Source organism: Vibrio sp. 2-Bac 85, from assembly GCF_037546705.1.
Taxonomy (GTDB): Bacteria; Pseudomonadota; Gammaproteobacteria; order Enterobacterales; family Psychromonadaceae; genus Psychromonas.
Window position 1 is genome coordinate 99033 of sequence record NZ_JALAAB010000005.1, and the last position, 21445, is coordinate 120477.

Sequence of the window (21445 nt, forward strand, 5' to 3'; positions counted from 1 at the left end):
TAATCTGACAAATAAGGGCATGCATTTATCAGTTGTATCTAAGCTGAATTCAAGAATAGAATAGAGCACTTCATTATTACAATTCGTTTCAAGGAGCATTCCAGTGTTAAAGGTTAAGAAAGCAGGATATAGAGCGTTATCCTTAGTCGAGCATATTGGGTTATTCGTTATTGCATTATTAACCGTGGTTGCCATGGCGAATGAAGTCTGGATAGTGATTTCTAACGGAGAGGTAACATTGTCGGATTTACTCCTTCTGTTTATTTATTTAGAAGTCTTTGCGATGGTGAGTTTATATTTAAAATCAGGACGCTTGCCTGTACGTATGCCACTCTATATCACCGTCGTTGCATTAGCGCGATATATGATTTTAGATATGAAAAATTTGGACACAATAAGAATGTTAGGGTTATCTGCATCTATTCTGATTATCGTATTAGCCATACTAGTCATTAGATACGGCCATATAAAGTATCCATATGGTAATACAGACAAAAATTTATAAACAACTTTTTATATGTGAGATATTAAATAAAGCTGGCATGTAGTGTTACAGCAATGAGGATATATGAAAATAGTCGAATATACTCCGCAACATTCTGCTGAAGTGGCTGATGTTTTATATGCTGCAGTACATGCGATACAAGAAGATCTTTACTCACAAGCACAAAGAAAGGCTTGGACTGCGGGTATCATTGATAATAATAAATGGAAAAAGCGCTTGTTGATTAGCAAACCATACTTATTGCTTATCGATAATAAAATAGCTGGATTTATTGAATTAGATTCAAAGGGATACATTGGCTGTCTCTACGTTGCACCTACTATGCAAAGAAGAGGCGTCGCATCTTCATTATTACGGTATATTTGTATTGTTGCTGTTGAAGCCGGTCTAAAACGTTTAACCGTCCATGCATCGCTTGTCGCTAAACCCTTTTTTGAAAAATTTTCTTTTGAGGTTGAGGCTGAAAACAAAGTAATGCGAGAGGGTATAGAACTGACTAATTATAGTATGTACAAGTCACTTTCCGTATAAAAGGACAAGTAGCATGATAAGTTGCGAACATTACGACACCATTGAAATAGTATGCATGTACCATTACCCGATCAAAATTAGGTTAAAAACAGGAAAAATACTTGAAGGAGTTGCCATTGATACTGGACGTAATAGTGGCAGAGAAGAGTGCATTAAAATGAACATTGATAGTGTTGAAAGTTATATCGTGTTGGATACTATTTCTACACTCGAAGTTACTATTAAGAACCCGCATTTGGGTAGCATTTCTTTTACTTGATAGTAATGCTAGTTCTTCTTTTATCTACTTCATCTAGGAATTAAGCTGTCATGAATAGAGAAGCTTTACCAATGGAAGGTTCTTTTGTTGTTGAACAAAAGATGATTGATGGGGTGTTATTAGTTGTTAAAGAAACTGATCAATTAAGATGGTTTGAATACGGAGGTTTCTCTATACAATCGGTGATGAATAAACATCTGTCGACGCAAATTCTAACGCCAGTTTCTCGGTCATTACTGCTATTTTTACTCTTTAAAAAAACGCCACTTTCAATTTTAAATTTAGGGTTGGGGGGAGCTGCTTTAGAGCGTGCATTAGTTACCATACCAAACTTAACATTGAGCGCCGTTGAGGCTTCACAATCAATTATTGATATGGCGACAAGTTACTTTAATTTACCCAAGCAAGTGAAGGTTTTTTGTCAAAAAGCGGAGCAATATATAGATCAGACTACTGAGGTTTATGATGTGGTCATTTGTGATTTGTTTATCGGCGAAAAAAGCCCTGACTTTTTATTTACCTCTAACTTTTATGAGCAGATTGCGAATATAACCACTGAGCAAGCTGTACTGATGATCAATATTCAAGCAGATACAAATCAAGAGTTATTCAATGCTTTGTCGGCAATTAAAAAACAATTTCCTCACATAGCTTTGGTTGAATTTACAGATTACAGCAATATTGTGCTTATATGTAGCTTACAAAAAATCCCTGATTTATCGATACTGGTCAAGGACATAACAGAACTCACTCAATCTATATTATTTAATATCGACAGGCTGCTTGATAAAGTGATTTATATAAATAGCGAAGCATCATGATCCAATACGCGTTATATCTCTTCTTTCTCAATTGAAATAACCACTCGTCTATTTTGTTCTCTGCCAAGTACGCTTCTATTATCGGCAATATGGTGTTTTTCACCAAAACCAGAGACTTTAATTTTATCGTTATTAAATCCTATTTCCGATAAATATTCTTTTACCGAGTTGGCTCTTTTTTCAGATAACACCCTATTGGCATTAATTTCACCGTAACTATCAGAGTAACCCGACACCAAAATAACATTGATCGTTTCATCATGTTTTATGTAATCACCAATCATTTTTAGACGTTTTTTAGAAAATTGCGTTAATAATGAGCCATCTTTTTTATAGTGTAAAATACTGTAAGAAATATCATCAAAATTGTAGGGTAATAAACGTGAGATACAATTATTAAAGTCATCATAACTTTTATTAAAATTGATTGAAGAGAGTCCGACACTAACCATCTGATTATTGTTGTACCAATCATGAAAATAAAAGGTTGGGTATTGACCTCTTTCAAGTTCATTTAGCATGCGCCATGCACTTTGTCTGGTCACGTAACCATCAAACTGTTGATGGAATGTGACCGTGTCAATTAGTTCAGGTACCGCACCTGGTCGCCATTGTGGAGGCACGGATTTTAATTGCACAACTTCAGAGGTTGGCATTGCTCGTCGACTGTCTAGCTTGAAATCTAAATTGATTTTTTTACTCGCTTTGACCACAAAGTTAGCCTGACCATAACGAGGAATAGGGTGTTCAAGAGTGCACTGTATCGGTGATGAACTACTCAAATACCAGTTAGAATTATCCAAACCTGCATTGTACTGCTTATTAGCAGAAAGCGCTGGCATAGCTGTCATCATTAGTAGTAAAGGATAAATATTTTTTATTGTAATATTTTTCATAGTTGCTCGATATTTTTTAATACTGCTTCATATATCGGCAGAGGGATAAATATCTTTAGTAAAATTATGCGATTTTTACCACTTTCTGGCATAATCCTCAGACTTTATTTAATAGTGAGATGAAATGGATAACCAATTAGCAGCGCGTTTCAGAGGGTATTACCCAGTTATAATTGATATTGAAACATCAGGATTAGATCCTCATTGTCATGCGATTTTAGAAATCGCGGCCATTTTTCCTGAAATGGATGAGCAAGGGTACTTAAATAGCGTGGATAAAATTCATTTCCATGTAATGCCATTTGAAGGCGCTGAATTAGATCCTAAGGCGCTTAGCTTTACAGGAATAGACCCTTTTAATCCTTTACGTAACGCTGTTGATGAGCGTGAGGCATTAACCGAGATTTTTAAAAAAGTGCGTAAATATCAAAAATTGAACGATTGTAATCGTGCCATTATTGTTGCTCATAATGCCTCATTCGACCAAGGCTTTATTAATAAAGCAACCGACCGTTGCAAGCTGAAGCGTGTCCCTTTTCATCCTTTTGCTTCATTTGATACCGCGAGCATGGCTGGATTAACATTAGGTCAAACAGTATTGGCTAAAGCCTGTGCAGAGGCGGGAGTTGATTATAATAATAAAGAAGCACATTCTGCTCTCTATGATACTGAAGTCACCGCAGAACTATTTTATTACATGGTTAATCGTTATAAAGCATTAGGTGGCTGGTAATAAGCAATTATTTTTAGTTTAAATGCAAAATAATTTAATTAATTTTAGAACTCTTTATATTTCAATATATTAATCATGTTAAATATAATTATTTGATTTAAATGTGTTGTTTGCATTTATATTTTTAATTTTAAGTTATTGATTTTTTTTGTTTAATGTTGTTTTGTTAAGTGAATTTTTAATCTTCATTTTGATGTTTTTTGTTTTTCATTGAATCTTTTGTCATCTATAGGGTCCATAGGTACTGGAAATTAATTGATCGTTTAGTTTGGTCTTAATTGTATATAAATGGCTCTATAAAGGTATTGTGTAAAAGTGATGAAGATAATGATGAAAAAAATAAAATGGTGTAAATTGTTTGCTTTAATGATCTTACTGCCATTAGCAGGTTGTGCGGTAGATGTTGATGAGGAAAATGCCGAAGCGTTGGCTAATGCAGAATTAGGTATTGAAAAGCAAGTTGATGGTTCTGAAGTAGGTGGTCGCACTAATAATGCAATTGATTTGCTGCCAGACTATATTTCCATTGAAGTACATTGGGAAGATCTAGCCGATAATGAAGAAGGTTTTTTGATTGAAAGAAGTACCAGTGAAAGTGGCGATTTTATATTACTAACAGCCTTAGAGATGGATAAAACGACTTATTTAGATGAAAAAGTAAAACAAGGTAGTACTTATTGCTATCGCATTGGCGCTTATAATAATGTTGGTGTTGCTTATTCAGATGTGAGTTGCAAAAGCAGTTGAATAGTATAGTTGGAGATAGGTAAAGGTTTCAAGTAGATATAAAGGCTAGCACAACCAAGATTGTGTTAGCCTTTATAAACTCATACTGCTTAGGTAATATTTAAGCAGTATGATGCTTAATAATTACTCTGCTGCGTTTGCTTTTTCAGCTGCGGCTGTAATTAACGGTTGTAATTCACCTTGTTGGAACATTTCTAAGATAATATCGCAACCACCTACAAGCTCGCCTTCTACCCATAATTGAGGGAAAGTAGGCCAGTTAGCATATTTTGGTAGTTCAGCACGAATATCAGGGTTTTGTAAGATATCAACGTAAGCAAAAGGTTGTCCACATTGCATTAATGCCTGTGAAGCTTGCGAAGAAAAACCACAACTTGGTAATTTAGGCGACCCCTTCATGTATAACAAAATTGTATTTTCGTTTAATTGTTCTTTGATTTTATCTAAAGTTTCCATTATTTTTCCTCTAACGACAGCATATTATTAATTAATTGCACATTATATCAGTTGTAAGCGTGCAATCTTACTATGAATTTGCGATTATTCTACCATAGATAAAAAATGATCTAGCTCAATTTTTGTTGTGGCTTTTTATTCATAAAGAAAGTATAAATGGTCGTTAAAATTGATATCCCCCTCAGCCTCTATTAGGAGAATTTAAAATGGCTTTTGAATTACCAGCATTACCTTACGCAAAAGATGCATTAGAACCACACATTTCAGCTGAAACGTTAGAGTTTCATCATGGTAAGCACCACGCTACTTACGTTGCTAAATTAAACGGTTTAGTTGAAGGTACTGATCTTGCTGAAAAATCTTTAGAAGAAATCATTAAAACTTCTGAAGGTGGCGTTTTTAACAATGCTGCACAAATCTGGAACCATACATTTTACTGGAACTGTTTAGCGCCTAATGCTGGCGGTGAACCTACGGGCGAACTTGCAGCTGCTATTGATGCAAAATTTGGTTCTTTTGCTGAATTCCAAGCACAGTTAAATGATAAAGCTGTTAACAACTTTGGTTCTTCATGGACTTGGTTAGTTAAAAAAGCAGATGGTTCATTAGAAATCGTTAATACATCAAACGCAGGTACTCCATTAACTGAAGAAGGTACTACACCACTTCTAACTGTTGATTTATGGGAACATGCTTATTACATTGATTACCGCAATGTACGTCCTAACTACCTAAATGGTTTTTGGGCATTAGTTAACTGGGAATTTGTAGCTAAGAACTTCGCTGCTTAATTACCTATAAACTAAGCTGGAAGTATCGAGCATCGTCTATTCGGGCGATGATTGATATTTTTAGTTTGCCATCAATGGAACTATTTTATTAATGGCCATTGAATATAAACCTATCGCTGATCGAATGATCAGGATAGGTTTTTTTGTATGTGTAGTTTATATGTGCGGTTTAATAATGACACTAACCATTATCAATCGTCATGGATTAATAATGGTTGAACTCTATTCTTGAGGTTTATTGATCTATAGTTAGTGCTTGATTTTTATAGATATCAACCCAAGCAGCGGTTGCACCACAAACAGCAATGGGCATAATAATAAAGTTTAAAATAGGTAACGTAGTGCAGAGGCTAACTACCATTCCAAAGGTAATATTTTTACCGTAGCGTTTTCCTAAAATGGTGCGCATGCTAGTAAAAGAAACTTTATGATTGTCAAAGGGGTAGTCAGCGTACTGAATTGCCATCATCCATCCTGCAAAGATAAACCAAATAATAGGCGCGACGGTTTGGCCCACCACTGGTATTAAAAATAGAATTAAACAACCTAAAATACGAGGCAAGAAATATAGCCATTTTTGGCATTCTCGTTTAAATATTCTTGGTAAATCTTTAAATAAATCCTGCCAACCTTCATCATTGATAGGTTTATTGGTTAATAACATTTCAGTCTTTTCAGCTAACAAACCATTGAATGGTGCCGCAATTAAGTTGGCAATAGTCGAAAATATAAATGAGAATAAAAATAAAATAGAAAAAATAATGATTGGCCAAAGCACATAGGATAACCAAGTTAAAATAGATGGAAGCTCCTGCATGTAAGCATCTATCCAGTCGGTAATGCTAGAAAATAAAAACCAGAATGCACTGGCGAAGATCAATACATTAATAAATAATGGAATGAGTACAAACATTCTTAGTTGGGGATGACGAAGAAGTTGTACACCTTTAAATAAATACCCTATGCCGGATAATGGCTGATGAATTAAACGTTCATTGTTCATGATTAAACCTTGTCATTGTTATATCAGACGATATTACCTTGTATAGCGGTTATCATTCAAGATACAAAAATCAATGCTTGTTGATAGTAAATGGACATAAAGTGTAAATATTCGCTAATAATTGATCTCTTTTATAAATTCCTTAGCAGTTTTGCAAAAAATTAGTGGCAAATGATAGACGCACAGCTTGATACAAGGTAATTTAAGGGTCATAAAGTTATCTATGATCAATCAAGAGAATCAATAATGCAGCACTTTCAACCTATTCTTATTGCAATTGGTATTTTGGCTATTGCCGGCGTATTAATTCATGGTTTTTTACTCAACAGGAAAAACAAGTTAGCCTTGCTCGCGGAACAAGAAGAGAAATATGATGAATTGGAAGAAGGAGACGAATCCTTTAATGATCAAGATAAACAATCATCTAACTCATTCAATCGTGAACGTGACTTTGATTCAATGGCTTTTTCTTCACATCTTTCAGACGATAAAGATCAGTCAGAGGTGATCAATTTTAATATTGATGCACAAGAAGACAATAACGATACCGACCCTATTGTATTTCAAGACGAAAAAGATCAAGTGATTGATAAACTTGAGCCTGAAAGCAAACAACAGCCTGATGTAAATAGTATCACCAGTGTTGATCAGATCATCAGTGATATTGAATTAGCAAATAAAGATGACATTAAAGCTACTGACCCTAAACAAGCTATCGACGCTAAGCAAGTAAGTGAAACTGCGCAAACTAGCCAAGTTGAACAAAAGCTGCCCGATGAATTATTTATTTTTAATATCGCTGCCAAACAAGGCGAACGTTTAGGTGGTCATGAGCTATTGCAATTCTTTTTAACATCGGGTTTTCGTTACGGAGATATGAACATCTTCCATCGACATGAGCATTCAGACGGCACTGGTGAAGTATTATTTAGCATCGCTAATATGATGGCACCGGGTACCTTTGATTTAGATTATATGGAACAATTTAACTCTCCTGGTATTTCATTTTTCTTCACCGCCCCAAATGATAAAGTTAGTGTAAATAAATCCTTCGATATGATGTTGCGGGCAGTAGAGCAAGCTGCAGAAGAATTTGACTGTGAAGTTTTAAATGAAAAAAGAGAGAAATTTACCCCTGAACAATTTATGGAGTATCGTCAGCGTTTACAACAATACCAATAACATTGAAAGGGTATTTACCACTTTCTAGAAGAACCTCGTTTACGAGGTTTTTTTATTAGTAAAAACAAATAAATAAGAGCAAAGATTGATGAGTGATAATAAGCAAACAGTAGAACAACAAATACAACAACTAAGCGAATTATTAGGGGAATATAATTATCAATATTACGTACAGGATGCTCCTTCGGTACCTGATGCGGAATATGATCGTGTTTTCCAAGCTTTACAAAAGCTTGAAATAGAAAATCCTGATTTAGTCTCGATCAATTCACCAACTCAAAAAGTAGGTGGTGCTGCTTTATCAAAGTTTGAACAGGTAACACATCAATTACCTATGTTGAGCTTGGATAATGTATTTGATAGTGACTCATTAAATGATTTTATGCAGCGTGTGATGGAGAAATCTCCTCTAGCTGAAACTGCTTTTTGTATTGAACCAAAACTAGATGGCTTAGCAGCTAGTATCATTTACGAAAATGGTGTATTGGTTCAAGCGGCAACTCGAGGTGATGGTCTAACTGGTGAAAATGTAACAGAAAATGTTAAAACCATTACTAATTTACCACTCAAACTTCGAGGGGAGAATATACCCGAAGTGTTAGAAGTACGTGGTGAAGTCTTTATGTTAAAAGCCGGCTTCGACAAATTAAATAAAGGGTTGATTGCCGCAGGTGAAAAACCTTTTGTTAATCCTCGCAATGCCGCCGCTGGAAGCTTACGCCAGTTAGATTCTAAAATAGCTGCTGCACGTCCATTAGCTTTTTATTGTTACGCAGTAGGAGTTTTTGAAGGTGAGTTAGCGAACAGTCAATATCAACGTATTGAGCAACTAAAGGCTTGGGGCTTACCTGTTTCAAGCGAAGTAAAACGTGTTATAGGTAAAGATGCTTGCCATGATTTTTACGACAAGATTGCACAAAAAAGACCGTCTTTAACTTATGAAATAGACGGTGTTGTTTATAAAGTGGATGATATTGCTCTACAACAAAAAATGGGGTTTGTTGCTCGTGCTCCGCGCTGGGCTACTGCCTATAAATTTCCGGCTGAGGAAGCTGTAACAGTTGTAGAGAATGTAGAATTTCAAGTCGGGCGTACTGGTGCTATTACGCCGGTTGCGAAGTTGAAGCCAGTTTTTGTTGGTGGTGTGACAGTCTCTAATGCAACGTTACATAATAAAGATGAAATTCAACGCTTAGGGATTTTGATTGGCGATGTTGTTGTTGTAAGACGAGCAGGTGATGTGATCCCGCAGGTAGCAAGGGTGGTATTAGATCAACGTAATAGTGAGTTAACCCAAGAAATTATTTTTCCTGAAGCGTGTCCTGTTTGTGGCAGTGATGTTGAGCGTATTGAGGGAGAAGCGGTAACACGTTGTACAGGGGGCTTATTCTGCGAAGCGCAACGCAAACAAGCGATTAAACATTTTGCCTCTCGTAAGGCCTTGGATATTGATGGGTTGGGCGATAAATTAGTGGAATTGTTAGTTGACCATAATATGATCAAAGATCCTTCTCAGCTTTTTTCGTTAACCGCTCAACAGCTGGCTAGTTTGCCTCGAATGGGGGAAACCTCGGCGAAGAAACTAGTAAATAGTTTACAACTAAGCAAAAAAACTACACTCGCGCGTTTTTTATATTCCTTAGGCATTCGTGAAGTTGGAGAAGCAACGGCCGCTAATTTAGCTAATCATTATAAAACCTTACCCGCTATCATTGCCGCAGGTATTGAGTCATTAAAAAGTGTTAGCGATGTTGGAGAGATTGTCGCTAAACATCTTTACTATTTTTTCCGCGAAGAACATAACTTAACAGTTGTTGAGCAGTTATTAGCAGCCGGTGTACATTGGCCTAAGATACAAGAAGTTGATCAAAGTGAGTTATCTTTATTAGATAAAACCTTCGTTATTACGGGTAGCTTTGATGCTATTTCGCGCAATGATATTAAAGCGGCTTTACAAGCATTAGGCGCTAAAGTTGCTGGTAGTGTGTCCAAGAAAACAAATACTTTGGTTGCAGGGAGCGCTGCTGGATCTAAATTAACTAAAGCAACGGAATTAGGGATTGAAATTTTAGATGAAGCTGCAATATTAACGTTATTAGGTAAAACAGCCGATTAATAACATTATTTAATGAGAATCTTGTAACTCATTCACAAATAGAAGTTTTATTTGTGAATGATACTTTATATTAGTGTTTGTCGGTGTTAAATATAAAGAAAGGTTGGTTTACGGTAAGTAAAGGAATAAGTATGAAAAAGATTAAAAATGAATCTCAGTTATTACAACATGCCACCAAGCTTGGGGTCGCTTATGCCCTTAAACGAGGTTATGTGGGAATTGATAAAACAACCTCTGCAAAAGATAAGCAAGAATGTATTTACCGATTACTAGTACAAGATAAGCTAATTAACCCATTAAATGAAGGCGATGAAAACACAGCCAATATTCGTCACAAATTAGTGGTGTGGATAATGAAGAATTTGCCTGCAGATCATTCATTATTAAAATAATTATATACAGCATTCGTTGTCACTTGTAGATCATAAACAAGTGACAACAGGTGCTGCTTTTAAGGTGCTATTATCTTTTTATTTCATTTATATGACTTTTATCTCTCTTATACGAAACGCATTACTTACAAAAAGAGAACGTTATTTAAGGGCTGATGCTTTTGCAGGTAAAATGGCAGTGACTGCAACCACTACGAAAATCACAACATAAATAGCAAAACTCAATATCAACCATTGCGGCATCGAGTAACCCATAAATTGCCAAACTATATCTGAACAATCACCAGTAGGGTTAAATAACCAAGGCATATATTCATGTAATGGTAACCACTCTGGAAAATTAGGGAAAAAATCACAGGTAGCAAAAGGTGATGGATTCATTTGATAATCTACATGTTCAACTGCTAATAGCAATCCCCATACTGACCCAACAGCCCAAACAGCAAAAGCGATTAAACGTACTAATAAATAACTTGGTGCAGAAGCCCCAATTAGGCCCGCGAATATGATAGCTAACATAGTGATACGTTCATAAATGCACATAACACAAGGTTCAAGCTTCATCACGTGCTGAAAATAAAGGGCTGACAACTCTAGCGCCAATGCACTAAACGCCAGTAATAGCCAAGGCCAACGTCGCAAAGAAAGTTTTTTTAAATTGGGTGAAAGGGAATTTGAGCTCAATGGTTTCTCCTAATAGAATATTTCAATCCACGGAGCGACATTGTACTCCTTAAAAGTTCATTATAAACAGCGGATTACTGTGTTAAATGATAAGGTTACAAATCACAATGTGATTTAGATCACATTTGCTTATTTGCTAATACTGTTTTTCTAAACAGTCAGCATCGAATACAATGAATATGTTAATATGTCGTCATACGATATTGGAAAGTCAAAATACCCATGATAATGAAAGCGAAAGGCCCTGCAGACGTTGCAGAACAATACTTAATTGAGTCTATTTGGAATGGGTCCATTCCGATCCATTCAGAGTTACCAGCAGAAAGATTGCTCGCGGATAAAATAGGTGTCACACGCACTACGTTACGCGAAGTACTGCAACGTTTATCAAAAGAAGGGTGGATCACCATCCGTCATGGTAAGTCCACTAAGGTTAATGATTTCTGGGAAACATCAGGTCTTAATATTTTAAGTACAATAACGCGTTTAGATAAGGAACATCGCGGCGATTTTATTGACCAACTAATGTCTGTACGGACCAACATAAGTACCATTATTTTAAGAATGGCAGCCAAACATAATAGTCAGAGTGTGATTGAGTTTTTAGAGGATATTCCCTCTGCAGATGCAAGCAGCGAGGTCTTTACTGAATTTGATTATCGCTTTTATCACCATGTTGCAGTGTCATCAAATAACATGATTTATGTACTGATCTTAAATGGATTACAGGATTTGTATCGTAAAGTGGGTACTTTTTATTTTTCTAACAGTGAAGCTAAGTTAATCGCATTATCTTTTTATGCTGATATTAAAACAGTATTCGAACAGGGTGATGGTCAGCAAATTATGCAAATAGTGCGAGAATCTGCTTTTGCAAGCGGTAAAATATGGCTACGTTTACGTGATCAATTACCAGATAATTTTTTAGATTAAAGTCGTTTTATTTTTTTTCGTATATGCCATTCGGCATTTTTATAGTTAGGGTTATTTTCTTGTCAAATAGCAAATTATTAAATCACCTGTCAGGGGTGCAAAAGTTATTAGAAGTTGGGATCATTGTTAGCGCATTTGTCGCCATATTCATTACTTTATCCTTATTTACTTTTTCTCCGGTAGACCCAAGTTGGTCGCAGCAGCAATGGGTAGCTGAAATTCAAAATTCTGGCGGCCGAGTGGGCGCTTGGATTGCCGATATTTTATTCTTTGGTTTTGGATTTTTAGCGTATTTAATCCCCGTTATTATTGTCTCTTTTGCATGGGCTATTTTATGGAAGCCGACGTTTAATTTTGATGTCGACTTTTTAAATTTGAGTTTACGTATTGTCGGTTTTATTTTTACCTTCTTTAGCTTAAGTGCCCTAATTGCACTCAACGTCAATGATTATCTGTATTACCCTTCGGGCGGTTTAATCGGAGACATCCTAGCGCAGAGCATGTTGGGCTTTTTTAGCTTATTGGCCGTTAACCTTATTTTGCTTACTTTTTTAATCTCTGGAACAACCTTATTATTCGGATTTTCTTGGATACGTTTAATTGATGGTATCGGTGAGCACACTTTAAATGCCATTGAGTGGTTAGGAAACTTACCTGAGACGATTAAACAAATGAAACAGCAGCGCTCAGAAGGTGATCAAGACCTGTTAGCTGAAAAATACCAATTAAAACAACAGAAGTTAGAGAAAAAACAACAAAAGCAAGCTATCAAAGAGCAGAAAAAATTAGCGGCACTTGGCGAGCGAGATACAGATGAAGAAGAGGTTGAAAATATTGATTTTTCAGGTGTTCAGGATGATATAGAACAAGATAATAATTTGTTTATGGGCACTTCTTTTGTAAATGAGAATGATCATGAGTCAGTAGATTTAAGTATTGATAATATTGATTGGCAAGATGATCGCCTCTCGGAACAAGAGCCAGTAAGTGAATCACCTTTAGCCAGTAAACCATTATCAACCAGTCAACCTAAGCAACAATCGCAGATGCCGGCAAAGGCTAAAGTTGATTTCTCTCATCTACCAGAGCACGCCCGCCCGCAGGAACGCTTTGTGGTTGATAAAGATATCGCACCTTTACCAAGTATTGAATTATTAGATAGACCCGATAAAAAGGTTAATCCTATTTCCCAACAAGAATTGGATATAGCTGCGCGTTTAGTTGAAGCAAAATTACTTGAATTTAAAATTAAAGCGGATGTAGTGAATGTTTTACCTGGGCCTGTGATCACGCGTTTTGAACTGGATTTAGCACCCGGTATGAAAGTCAGTACGGTTAGTAGTTTAGAAAAAGATTTAGCGCGCGCTTTGTCTGCAATGAGTGTGCGTGTGGTAGATCAAATCCCAGGTAAGTCCGTGATTGCATTGGAGCTGCCAAATCGACACCGTGAAATTGTTTATATATCTGAGGTGTTAGATTGTACCAAATTTAATGAAAGTAAATCATCATTGACCATGGTTCTAGGTGCAGATATTTCTGGTTTACCTGTGGTGGTGGACTTAGCTAAAATGCCACACCTTTTAGTGGCGGGTACGACGGGGTCTGGTAAATCGGTTGGTGTTAACTGTATGTTAGTCAGTTTATTGTATAAATCTTCACCTGAAGATTTACGCATGATCTTGATTGACCCTAAAATGCTTGAGCTAAATGTGTATGAAGGTATTCCTCACTTATTAACCGAAGTTGTTACTGATATGAAAGATGCCGCTAATGCATTGCGTTGGTGTGTCGGTGAAATGGAACGTCGCTATAAACTTTTAGCTGAAATTGGTGTCCGTAATCTAGCGGGATATAATACCGCGATCAGAAAAGCAAAAGCTGCAGGGGAGCCCATTTTAGACCCATTATGGAAACCCGGTGATAGCATGGCAGAAAGCGCCCCAGAATTAGAAAAATTGCCTGCTATCGTAGTTGTAGTGGATGAGTTTGCCGATATGATGATGATTGTGGGCAAAAAATGTGAAGAGTTAATAACGCGTATTGCACAAAAAGCACGTGCGGCAGGTATACACTTAATTTTAGCAACACAACGACCATCGGTTGACGTGATTACAGGTTTGATTAAAGCCAACATTCCCACTCGAATTGCTTTCCAAGTGTCGAGTAAAATTGACTCTCGAACGATTCTAGGTCAACAAGGTGCTGAAACCTTATTAGGTCATGGTGATATGTTATATATGCCACCGGGTGTCGGTGTACCAACACGTGTTCATGGTGCTTTTGTAGATGACCATGAAGTGCATAAAGTAGTTGCTGACTGGAAAAAACGTGGTCAACCAAATTATGTACAAGAGATTCTAGCCGGAGATGCGGATTTAGATATGCTATTACCGGGTGAGCAAGCCGAAGGAGAGGATGAAATTGACCCATTATTTGATGAGGTAGTTAATTTTATAACTGAAACACGTAAAGTGTCTATTTCAAGTATTCAACGTCGATTCCGTATTGGTTATAACCGTTCGGCTCGTCTTGTTGATCAATTACAAGCGCAAGGTGTGATTAGTGCGCCGTCAGGGGCTAATAGTAATCGTGAAGTGCTAGCTCCAGCTCCTATTAAGGATTAACATGAAAAAAATATTATTTATTACAGTATGTCTGATTAGCTCTATGTTTCAACTTGCTTCAGCACAAACAGATAGCGAACTATTACAACAAAAACTGGCTAAATTTACGACTATTGATGCTGACTTTGTGCAACAGGTGATCAATCCAAAAGGGGAAGTGATCCAAAAGAGTTTGGGAACATTAGCTATTGCACGTCCAGGTAATTTTCATTGGCAAGTGACTCAACCCGATGAAGAATTGATTGTATCAGACGGCCAAGATATGTGGTTATATAGCCCGTTTATTGAGCAAGTCACTATCATGAATTTTTCAGATGCAATTGCAGGAACACCCTTTGCTTTGTTATCAGGAGCAGACTCTGCACAATGGGCTCAATTTAATGTGGTTAGAAAAGACCAACAATTTATTGTTAAAAGTAGCGATCCAAAAGCATCAACGAATACATTCATTTTTATCTTTAATAAAGCCGACAATATCAGTGAATTTGTTGTACAAGAATCACAAGGCCAAAAAAGTGTATTTACTCTGTCAAATAATAAAAACAACAGTACATTTGCGAAGGATTTTTTTGAATTTAAAATACCGAACGGTATTGAGATAGATGATCAACGCTAATGCAAGATTTATTTACTATTGATAATCAATTTAAACCCTTGGCCGCACGAATGCGGCCAACTAATTTTGACCAGTACATTGGCCAATCTCACCTCATCGCAAAAGATAAACCGCTGCGTAAAGCCTTAGAAGCTGGATTTGCTCATTCCATGATTTTATGGGGACCACCTGGTACCGGTAAAACCACCTTGGCTGAGTTAATTGCTGAATATTGTGATGCCCATGTGGAGCGGCTGTCTGCAGTTACATCTGGTATTAAAGAAATTCGTGCTGCTATCGATATTGCAAAACAAAACCAATCCGCTGGTCGACGTACATTATTATTTGTAGATGAAGTACATCGTTTTAACTTGGTTCAGCAAGATGCTTTTTTGCCTTATATTGAGGACGGAACATTTTTATTTATTGGTGCAACCACAGAAAATCCATCCTTTGAACTTAATAATGCATTGTTGTCTCGTGCACGTGTTTATCTGTTAAAAAAATTATCACAACAAGAAATTATTGAAGTGATTGAGCAAGCTTGCGAAGCTGAACACGGCCTTGCTGCGCATAACATTGTATTCGCTGAAGGAGTATTAGATAAGCTTTCACAACTAGTGCAAGGGGATGCAAGAAAGGCGCTTAATTATTTAGAGTTGCTTGCTGATATGGGACAACAAACAAAAGATAAATTGCTGATTGATACTGGTTTATTAATGGAAATAGCGGGTAGAGAAGGCGTTAGCTTTGACAAGCAAGGTGACCTTTTCTACGATCTCATTTCTGCATTTCACAAATCCGTGCGTGGCTCAGATCCCGATGCTGCTTTGTATTGGTATGCGCGCATGTTAGCAGGCGGTTGTGACCCTTTATACGTAGCACGACGTTTATTAGCGATTGCCTCTGAAGATATTGGCAATGCTGATCCTCGTGCAATGCAGGTGGCAATGTCTGCGTGGGATTGCTTTACCAGAATAGGCCCTAAAGAAGGGGAAAGAGCAATTGCACAAGCGGCTGTTTATTGTGCCTGCGCTGCTAAAAGTAATGCCGTTTATAGTGCCTTCGCAAAGGCTAAACAAGCCGTTGAAGCTTATCCAGATCTAGAGGTTCCTCATCATTTACGCAATGCGCCTACTGAATTAATGAAATCCTTAAATTACGGTGAAGGTTATCGTTATGCTCATGACGAAGTCGGTGCTTATGCTGCCGGTGAAGTGTACTTACCGGAAGCTTTACAAGGCGTCGAGTTTTACCAACCTGTTGAACGTGGGCTAGAAATTAAAATTTCTGAAAAATTACGCTATTTAAAAACTTGTGATCAACGCAGTGAAAAACAGCGTTATTAATAATGACCTTGTTAAGGCTCGGACTGAAACTGACATAATTAGAACTGATTTAATGTGAACAGATTCAAGTGAATAAGTTTAATAAGTGTAAGGCGAATAATGAACAAGCATAGCTGTTGCACTCAGTAAGTTGTTAACAAATAAGAGATGGATAAAAGTTTATTATGAATAATTTATTGATGAATATCGGCTTCGTGGCTTTTGGTGGTGCATTTGGCGCAACTTTCCGTTATTTAATTGGCATTGGCATAGTTAGTCTCTTTGGAAAAGGTTTTCCTTTTGCTACACTTACGGTAAATGTGATTGGCTCGCTGATAATGGGGTATATATTTCAGTTAGTTCAACAGGGAACAATTTCTACAACGCCGTGGTGGCCATTAATTGGCGTTGGTTTTTTAGGTGCATTAACAACTTTTTCCTCATTCTCATTGGACAGCTTATTGTTGATCCAACAGGGTGAGTTACTTAAGGCACTATTAAATGTGGTATTAAATGTAGTGGTATGCTTATTTGCAGCATATCTAGGTACTTTATTAGTTTTAAAAGGTTAGGAAATAACATGCTAGACGCAAAGTTTTTACGTAATGATATCGAACAAACTGCTGAGTTATTAAAAAAACGTGGTTTTGATTTAGAGGTTAGTTTACTTAGTGAATTAGAAGAAAAAAGAAAATCACTTCAAGTCTCTACTGAAAGCTTGCAATCAGAGCGTAATACGCGCTCAAAAGAGATTGGTCAAGCGGCAAAACGTGGTGAAGATATCAAACCATTACGTGAAGCGATGAATGAATTAGGTGAAGCTTTAGAAAAAGCAAAAGAAGAATTTTCTGTGGTCAGTGACCAACTTAAATCTATTTATGACATGATCCCGAATTTACCCCACGACTCTGCTCCGATCGGTAAAGACGAAAGTGAAAATGTAGAAGTGTTGACCTGGGGTACACCTAAGCAATATGATTTCGAAGTAAAAGATCATGTTGAATTAGGAGAAGCATTAGGCGGTTTAGATTTTAAATCAGCGGTTAAAATCTCGGGTTCTCGTTTTATTGTGATGCAAGGCCAAATAGCAAAATTACACCGCTCTTTAGCGCAATATATGCTTAATCTTCACACTAATGAACATGGTTATACAGAGATGTATGTGCCTTACCTAGTAAATGCTGATAGCTTATACGGAACTGGGCAATTACCAAAATTTGGCGATGATTTATTTAACACAAATCCAGCGACTGAAGAAGGCATTGGCATGTCATTAATTCCAACAGCTGAAGTGCCATTAACAAATATGAGCCGTGATGTTATTTATGATGAAACTGATTTACCCATTAAAATGACTGCACATACACCTTGTTTCCGCAGCGAAGCAGGTTCTTATGGACGTGATACACGTGGTTTAATTCGTCAGCACCAATTTGATAAAGTTGAAATGGTACAGTTAGTCCATCCAGAAAAAAGTTTTGATGCGTTAGAAGAGTTAACAGGCCATGCTGAGCAAGTTTTAAAGAATTTAGAATTGCCGTACCGTAAGGTTGTATTGTGTACTGGCGACATGGGTTTCAGCGCCACTAAAACTTACGATTTAGAAGTGTGGTTGCCTGCGCAAAATACCTACCGTGAAATTTCATCTTGTTCAAATGTTGGTGATTTCCAGGCGCGTCGTTTACAAGCAAGATTCCGTCGTACCGGTGCTAAAAAGCCTGAACTACTACATACTCTTAATGGTTCTGGTTTAGCCGTTGGACGTACTTTGGTAGCGGTTTTAGAAAACTATCAATGTGCCGATGGCCGTATTGAGATCCCTGCGGTATTACAGCCTTACATGGGTGGTTTGACGCATATTGGTTAATCTAAAATAGGTTGCTCGATTACTTATTAAAAAGAAGCTTCGGCTTCTTTTTTGTTTTTGGCATTCTGCTAATTATTGAGTTAAGGCAGAGTAACAATAGAGTATTGACTAATAATAAGCTATTGAGGCTGAGTACACACTGACACGCTGTGTTTAACAGGCATGAGTGCTCAGGTTTTAGGCATTTTTTACTATGCCCGTTACCATTCTAAATTAGCTCTGTACTCTAGTTTGACTATTTGACATATTGAATAGTATTGGGCGTCAATTTTTTATATCGAATATTAACTTTAAAAAACTAATTTATTTGCATTCAGATTAGCTAATATCTAGTTTACCGCTTATTTGGTTTACAGGTATCTAGCTTACAGATATCTAGTTAGCTATATTTTTATAGCTTAATTCTCATCATCATAATCGCTAAGTACTAAGTTAGCGGCTGCGAATGCCGCTGATTCTCTGGTTTTTTCTGGTAAGGCTGTATCATTAGCAATTTGATCTAATGTTTTAATAGCACAGGTAATTGCTTTAGGAACATAGGCGGTGTCACCGCTGCCGATCAGGTTTATTAATTGTTTAGTTTTATCACTGTATGGATACATTTTATCTTCCTAATTAATTGTTTATTATTAACAAGTGATAGGTAAAGTATCACTGTTCAAATATCGCCGTAGCAATTTTTATTAGTTAATTTTAGCGGCTAGTTTTAGTAACTCGTTTGCAGCAATTATAACTAACTATCATCCGCAACAACTGATTTTAATCAATGTAGGCACCAGTATTCAATTATTAGTATCCAGTTATTAGTATTTAAATATTCGCACCCAGTTCAGTATTAGAACTTTGTCATTTTTGTTTAATATCGAAACGGGTAGATCTTTAGTTTTTTTACCCGTTGATCCTTTCGCTTATTGATATTTGTATATTGAATGGTAACGGGTATAAACAGGCTGAATACGCTATACGCTTAATGTTTACAGTAAATAAAACAACTGGTATTTGTTAATTCAGCGTCTGCTTGAATACTTAATCGTGTTTGCTCTGATAACTCGTTAACCCAAGTCACCACGGTACAGTAATTGTTACTTTGAAGTAATGTTGATAATAGTGATAAATTATCGGCAACTTTATTTGCGTCGATCATCAACATTCTGCTTTTATCAATGCCTGCGTTTTCGAAAAATTGAGTGTTAGGTTTTCCTGGAGGCGCTAGAAATAAAATCCAGCCCTGATCGCTGCCTTTTTGTATATGCTCTAGCAATGCTTGGTAATCATTTTGTTGGTATTGCACATTGACTAATGAACTTGAAGCTAAAAGGGTTTGATCGTAATCGTGTAATAAATAGGGAGTAGCTTGTGTTGTTTTAATTAATCTTGATAGCATTGGATTCACCTGTATAAATAAACACTGTATGAAACAACAGTACTTGTGTTTGAACTTATGATCAAGCTTAATTTGTTAACTTTGCTTATTTTTTGTGTGGTTTGTTGGATTTTTAAACTGTTTTTGTAGAGAAATAGAAGAAGGTAGTACTTATGATGCTAATACAGTGGCGTTGTTATAAAGGGAGCTGATGAAAGGAAAAATGAAAAAAGTGATGAAAAATAAAAGGCGATATGCATCTGCAAATCGCCTTTTAAATCTTATTAGTTTTCTAGTAGAGTATCTATTTTATTATTAATGTTATTATTAAGTTATAGATTGATAACTTAATAAAGCACCTCAACTGTTTGGCTTACTAATTTAGCGTTAGCGATTGCTTGCTCTATATCTTGCCCACGTGCAATAGCGACGCCCAAACGACGACTTCCGTTAATATCAGGCTTTGCAAATAAACGCATTTGCGCACCTGGTACTTTGCCTAAAGCATCGGCTACGTTTGCAAACTTAATATCTTGAGAGGCGCCATTCCCTAAAATAACACTTGAAGCAGTGGCACCGTATTGTGTGATTGCTCCGATCGGTAATCCTAGTATGGCTCTTACATGTAAAGCAAACTCGGAAAGATCTTGAGAAATAAGTGTGACTAATCCTGTATCGTGTGGTCGGGGAGATACTTCACTAAAATATACTTGATCGCCTTTTACAAAAAACTCCATACCAAATAAACCAAACCCACCTAATTCAGTCACCACTTTAGTTGCAATCTCTTGTGCTTGTTGTAGTGCTTTTTCTGACATAGCTTGTGGCTGCCATGACTCACGATAATCACCATCTTCTTGTCTATGGCCGATAGGCGCACAAAAATGAATACCATCAACAGCACTTACTGTTAGGAGTGTGATTTCATAATCAAAGGGAACAAATCCTTCAATAATAATACGACCTTTACCAGTACGGCCACCTTGTTGTGAATAAGCCCACGAGTGATCTAGGTCTGCATCTGTTTTCACAACACTCTGGCCTTTACCTGAACTACTCATTACAGGTTTAATAACACAAGGTTGTCCAATTTCTTTAACAGCCTGTAAAAATTCTTGCTTAGTATCAGCAAAAATATATGGAGACGTTTTCACTGCTAATGTTTCAGCTGCTAAACGACGGATACCTTCTCTATCCATGGTTAATTTAGTCGCTCGTGCGGTAGGTACAACATTAAAACCTTGGCTTTCAAGATCTAATAATGTGTCAGTTGCAATTGCTTCAACTTCTGGAATGATAAGGTCAGGTGCTTCTAGGCGGATGATCTCAGCTAAACGTTTTCCATCTAACATGCTGACCACATGCGAACGATGTGCAACTTGCATAGCAGGGGCATTGGCGTAGCTATCTGCTGCAATAACTTCAACACCAAAGCGTTGTAATTCGATAGCGACCTCTTTACCGAGTTCTCCTGAGCCTAATAGTAAGGCTTTAGTGGCACTTTTGCTGGTTGCACTTCCTAAAATTGAAACTGTCATTTAATTCACTCTTATATGGATGAAAAGAAGGGGGTAAATCATATTTCAACTCATGTATAAACACTGAGTCGCGGTATTATA

Annotated in this window: 22 protein-coding genes and 1 pseudogene; 16 read left to right on the forward strand and 7 right to left on the reverse strand. The window is 36.8% G+C overall.

All coding sequences use genetic code 11. The features are described from left to right. Positions 1-103: 103 nt before the first annotated feature. The 4 genes from MT390_RS07475 to MT390_RS07490 all read left to right on the forward strand — a co-directional run bounded on the left by MT390_RS07475 (position 104) and on the right by MT390_RS07490 (position 2116). Positions 104-505 carry a phosphate-starvation-inducible protein PsiE gene (locus MT390_RS07475; RefSeq protein WP_205962987.1) on the forward strand — a complete coding sequence of 134 codons (402 nt, stop codon included), beginning with the start codon at positions 104-106 and terminating at the stop codon, positions 503-505. Positions 506-568: 63 nt separating this feature from the next. After that, the gene (locus MT390_RS07480; protein WP_499440445.1) at positions 569-1036 is read left to right on the forward strand and encodes a GNAT family N-acetyltransferase; all 468 of its coding nucleotides are present in this window, start codon (positions 569-571) and stop codon (positions 1034-1036) included. A gap of 13 nt (positions 1037-1049) precedes the next feature. Beyond that, a complete protein-coding gene (locus MT390_RS07485) occupies positions 1050-1295 on the forward strand; it encodes a Rho-binding antiterminator (protein ID WP_166370328.1) in 246 nt (81 codons plus the stop codon). A 50-nt stretch (positions 1296-1345) separates the two neighbouring features. Further along, positions 1346-2116 (forward strand): spermidine synthase, encoded by a 771-nt coding sequence (locus tag MT390_RS07490; RefSeq protein ID WP_499440447.1) that lies wholly within the window; start codon positions 1346-1348, stop codon positions 2114-2116. Positions 2117-2127: 11 nt separating this feature from the next. Here the strand turns inward: MT390_RS07490 and MT390_RS07495 are convergent, their stop codons facing one another. Further along, positions 2128-3012, reverse strand: a complete 885-nt coding sequence (locus MT390_RS07495; RefSeq protein WP_499440448.1) for a flagellar protein MotY — start codon at positions 3010-3012, stop codon at positions 2128-2130. 124 nt (positions 3013-3136) lie between these two features. Here MT390_RS07495 and rnt point away from each other — a divergent pair, with 124 nt between their 5' ends. Beyond that, positions 3137-3745 carry a ribonuclease T gene (gene rnt, locus MT390_RS07500; protein WP_166370324.1) on the forward strand — a complete coding sequence of 203 codons (609 nt, stop codon included), beginning with the start codon at positions 3137-3139 and terminating at the stop codon, positions 3743-3745. A 327-nt stretch (positions 3746-4072) separates the two neighbouring features. Then, complete coding sequence (locus MT390_RS07505) at positions 4073-4492, forward strand: hypothetical protein (protein WP_499440449.1); 420 nt, start codon at positions 4073-4075, stop codon at positions 4490-4492. A gap of 123 nt (positions 4493-4615) precedes the next feature. Here the strand turns inward: MT390_RS07505 and grxD are convergent, their stop codons facing one another. Continuing rightward, positions 4616-4948 carry a Grx4 family monothiol glutaredoxin gene (grxD, locus tag MT390_RS07510; RefSeq protein ID WP_028869912.1) on the reverse strand — a complete coding sequence of 111 codons (333 nt, stop codon included), beginning with the start codon at positions 4946-4948 and terminating at the stop codon, positions 4616-4618. A gap of 206 nt (positions 4949-5154) precedes the next feature. On the opposite strand from grxD, the gene sodB reads away from it, so the two are divergent. Then, a complete protein-coding gene (sodB, locus tag MT390_RS07515) occupies positions 5155-5739 on the forward strand; it encodes a superoxide dismutase [Fe] (protein WP_028869913.1) in 585 nt (194 codons plus the stop codon). Positions 5740-5974: 235 nt separating this feature from the next. Here the strand turns inward: sodB and cysZ are convergent, their stop codons facing one another. Then, positions 5975-6742, reverse strand: a complete 768-nt coding sequence (cysZ, locus tag MT390_RS07520) for a sulfate transporter CysZ (RefSeq protein ID WP_499440450.1) — start codon at positions 6740-6742, stop codon at positions 5975-5977. A 246-nt stretch (positions 6743-6988) separates the two neighbouring features. On the opposite strand from cysZ, the gene zipA reads away from it, so the two are divergent. The 3 genes from zipA (at position 6989) to MT390_RS07535 (ending at position 10432) form a co-directional block, all read left to right on the forward strand. Next, positions 6989-7924, forward strand: coding sequence for a cell division protein ZipA (zipA, locus tag MT390_RS07525; protein WP_499440452.1), 936 nt, complete (start codon positions 6989-6991; stop codon positions 7922-7924). An 88-nt stretch (positions 7925-8012) separates the two neighbouring features. Further along, positions 8013-10040 carry an NAD-dependent DNA ligase LigA gene (ligA, locus tag MT390_RS07530; protein ID WP_499440454.1) on the forward strand — a complete coding sequence of 676 codons (2028 nt, stop codon included), beginning with the start codon at positions 8013-8015 and terminating at the stop codon, positions 10038-10040. A 131-nt stretch (positions 10041-10171) separates the two neighbouring features. Next, positions 10172-10432: a DUF5062 family protein gene (locus MT390_RS07535; RefSeq protein WP_166370276.1), complete on the forward strand. Its 261-nt coding sequence runs from the start codon at positions 10172-10174 to the stop codon at positions 10430-10432. Between the two features lie 141 nt (positions 10433-10573). Here the strand turns inward: MT390_RS07535 and dsbB are convergent, their stop codons facing one another. Continuing rightward, positions 10574-11116, reverse strand: coding sequence for a disulfide bond formation protein DsbB (gene dsbB, locus MT390_RS07540; RefSeq protein WP_499440455.1), 543 nt, complete (start codon positions 11114-11116; stop codon positions 10574-10576). A 222-nt stretch (positions 11117-11338) separates the two neighbouring features. Between dsbB and fadR the strand changes: the two genes are divergently transcribed. The 6 genes and pseudogenes from fadR to serS all read left to right on the forward strand — a co-directional run bounded on the left by fadR (position 11339) and on the right by serS (position 18463). Then, positions 11339-12049 carry a fatty acid metabolism transcriptional regulator FadR gene (fadR, locus tag MT390_RS07545; protein WP_166370272.1) on the forward strand — a complete coding sequence of 237 codons (711 nt, stop codon included), beginning with the start codon at positions 11339-11341 and terminating at the stop codon, positions 12047-12049. A 119-nt stretch (positions 12050-12168) separates the two neighbouring features. Continuing rightward, positions 12169-14673: pseudogene (locus MT390_RS07550) on the forward strand (DNA translocase FtsK); the annotation flags it as partial. A gap of 1 nt (position 14674) precedes the next feature. Then, positions 14675-15289, forward strand: coding sequence for an outer membrane lipoprotein periplasmic chaperone LolA (gene lolA, locus MT390_RS07555; RefSeq protein ID WP_499440456.1), 615 nt, complete (start codon positions 14675-14677; stop codon positions 15287-15289). Beyond that, positions 15289-16617 (forward strand): replication-associated recombination protein A, encoded by a 1329-nt coding sequence (locus MT390_RS07560; RefSeq protein ID WP_499440457.1) that lies wholly within the window; start codon positions 15289-15291, stop codon positions 16615-16617. The genes lolA and MT390_RS07560 overlap by 1 nt, the downstream gene beginning before the upstream one ends. 164 nt (positions 16618-16781) lie before the next feature. After that, complete coding sequence (gene crcB / locus MT390_RS07565; protein WP_499440459.1) at positions 16782-17168, forward strand: fluoride efflux transporter CrcB; 387 nt, start codon at positions 16782-16784, stop codon at positions 17166-17168. 8 nt (positions 17169-17176) lie between these two features. Beyond that, on the forward strand, positions 17177-18463 hold the full coding sequence (gene serS, locus MT390_RS07570; protein WP_028869924.1) for a serine--tRNA ligase: 1287 nt from the start codon (positions 17177-17179) through the stop codon (positions 18461-18463). A gap of 398 nt (positions 18464-18861) precedes the next feature. Here the strand turns inward: serS and MT390_RS07575 are convergent, their stop codons facing one another. From MT390_RS07575 to purT, 3 genes are all read right to left on the reverse strand, one after another. Next, entirely contained in the window at positions 18862-19065 is a 204-nt protein-coding gene (locus tag MT390_RS07575; RefSeq protein WP_166370262.1) for a YaeP family protein, read from the reverse strand. Positions 19066-19430: 365 nt separating this feature from the next. After that, positions 19431-19847 (reverse strand): SulA-like leucine-rich domain-containing protein, encoded by a 417-nt coding sequence (locus MT390_RS07580; RefSeq protein ID WP_499440460.1) that lies wholly within the window; start codon positions 19845-19847, stop codon positions 19431-19433. 326 nt (positions 19848-20173) lie between these two features. Then, positions 20174-21352 carry a formate-dependent phosphoribosylglycinamide formyltransferase gene (gene purT, locus MT390_RS07585; RefSeq protein ID WP_499440565.1) on the reverse strand — a complete coding sequence of 393 codons (1179 nt, stop codon included), beginning with the start codon at positions 21350-21352 and terminating at the stop codon, positions 20174-20176. Positions 21353-21445: the final 93 nt, after the last annotated feature.

Coding starts and splice junctions, on each gene's coding strand:
- ligA (WP_499440454.1), top strand. CDS start 8,013: ATGAGTGATAATAAGCAAACAGTAGAACAACAAATACAACAACTAAGC.
- cysZ (WP_499440450.1), bottom strand. CDS start 6,742: ATGAACAATGAACGTTTAATTCATCAGCCATTATCCGGCATAGGGTAT.
- MT390_RS07480 (WP_499440445.1), top strand. CDS start 569: ATGAAAATAGTCGAATATACTCCGCAACATTCTGCTGAAGTGGCTGAT.
- MT390_RS07535 (WP_166370276.1), top strand. CDS start 10,172: ATGAAAAAGATTAAAAATGAATCTCAGTTATTACAACATGCCACCAAG.
- MT390_RS07575 (WP_166370262.1), bottom strand. CDS start 19,065: ATGTATCCATACAGTGATAAAACTAAACAATTAATAAACCTGATCGGC.
- zipA (WP_499440452.1), top strand. CDS start 6,989: ATGCAGCACTTTCAACCTATTCTTATTGCAATTGGTATTTTGGCTATT.
- sodB (WP_028869913.1), top strand. CDS start 5,155: ATGGCTTTTGAATTACCAGCATTACCTTACGCAAAAGATGCATTAGAA.
- MT390_RS07495 (WP_499440448.1), bottom strand. CDS start 3,012: ATGAAAAATATTACAATAAAAAATATTTATCCTTTACTACTAATGATG.
- MT390_RS07490 (WP_499440447.1), top strand. CDS start 1,346: ATGAATAGAGAAGCTTTACCAATGGAAGGTTCTTTTGTTGTTGAACAA.
- fadR (WP_166370272.1), top strand. CDS start 11,339: ATGATAATGAAAGCGAAAGGCCCTGCAGACGTTGCAGAACAATACTTA.
- grxD (WP_028869912.1), bottom strand. CDS start 4,948: ATGGAAACTTTAGATAAAATCAAAGAACAATTAAACGAAAATACAATT.
- MT390_RS07485 (WP_166370328.1), top strand. CDS start 1,050: ATGATAAGTTGCGAACATTACGACACCATTGAAATAGTATGCATGTAC.
- MT390_RS07580 (WP_499440460.1), bottom strand. CDS start 19,847: ATGCTATCAAGATTAATTAAAACAACACAAGCTACTCCCTATTTATTA.
- rnt (WP_166370324.1), top strand. CDS start 3,137: ATGGATAACCAATTAGCAGCGCGTTTCAGAGGGTATTACCCAGTTATA.
- crcB (WP_499440459.1), top strand. CDS start 16,782: ATGAATAATTTATTGATGAATATCGGCTTCGTGGCTTTTGGTGGTGCA.
- MT390_RS07560 (WP_499440457.1), top strand. CDS start 15,289: ATGCAAGATTTATTTACTATTGATAATCAATTTAAACCCTTGGCCGCA.
- MT390_RS07505 (WP_499440449.1), top strand. CDS start 4,073: ATGATGAAAAAAATAAAATGGTGTAAATTGTTTGCTTTAATGATCTTA.
- lolA (WP_499440456.1), top strand. CDS start 14,675: ATGAAAAAAATATTATTTATTACAGTATGTCTGATTAGCTCTATGTTT.
- serS (WP_028869924.1), top strand. CDS start 17,177: ATGCTAGACGCAAAGTTTTTACGTAATGATATCGAACAAACTGCTGAG.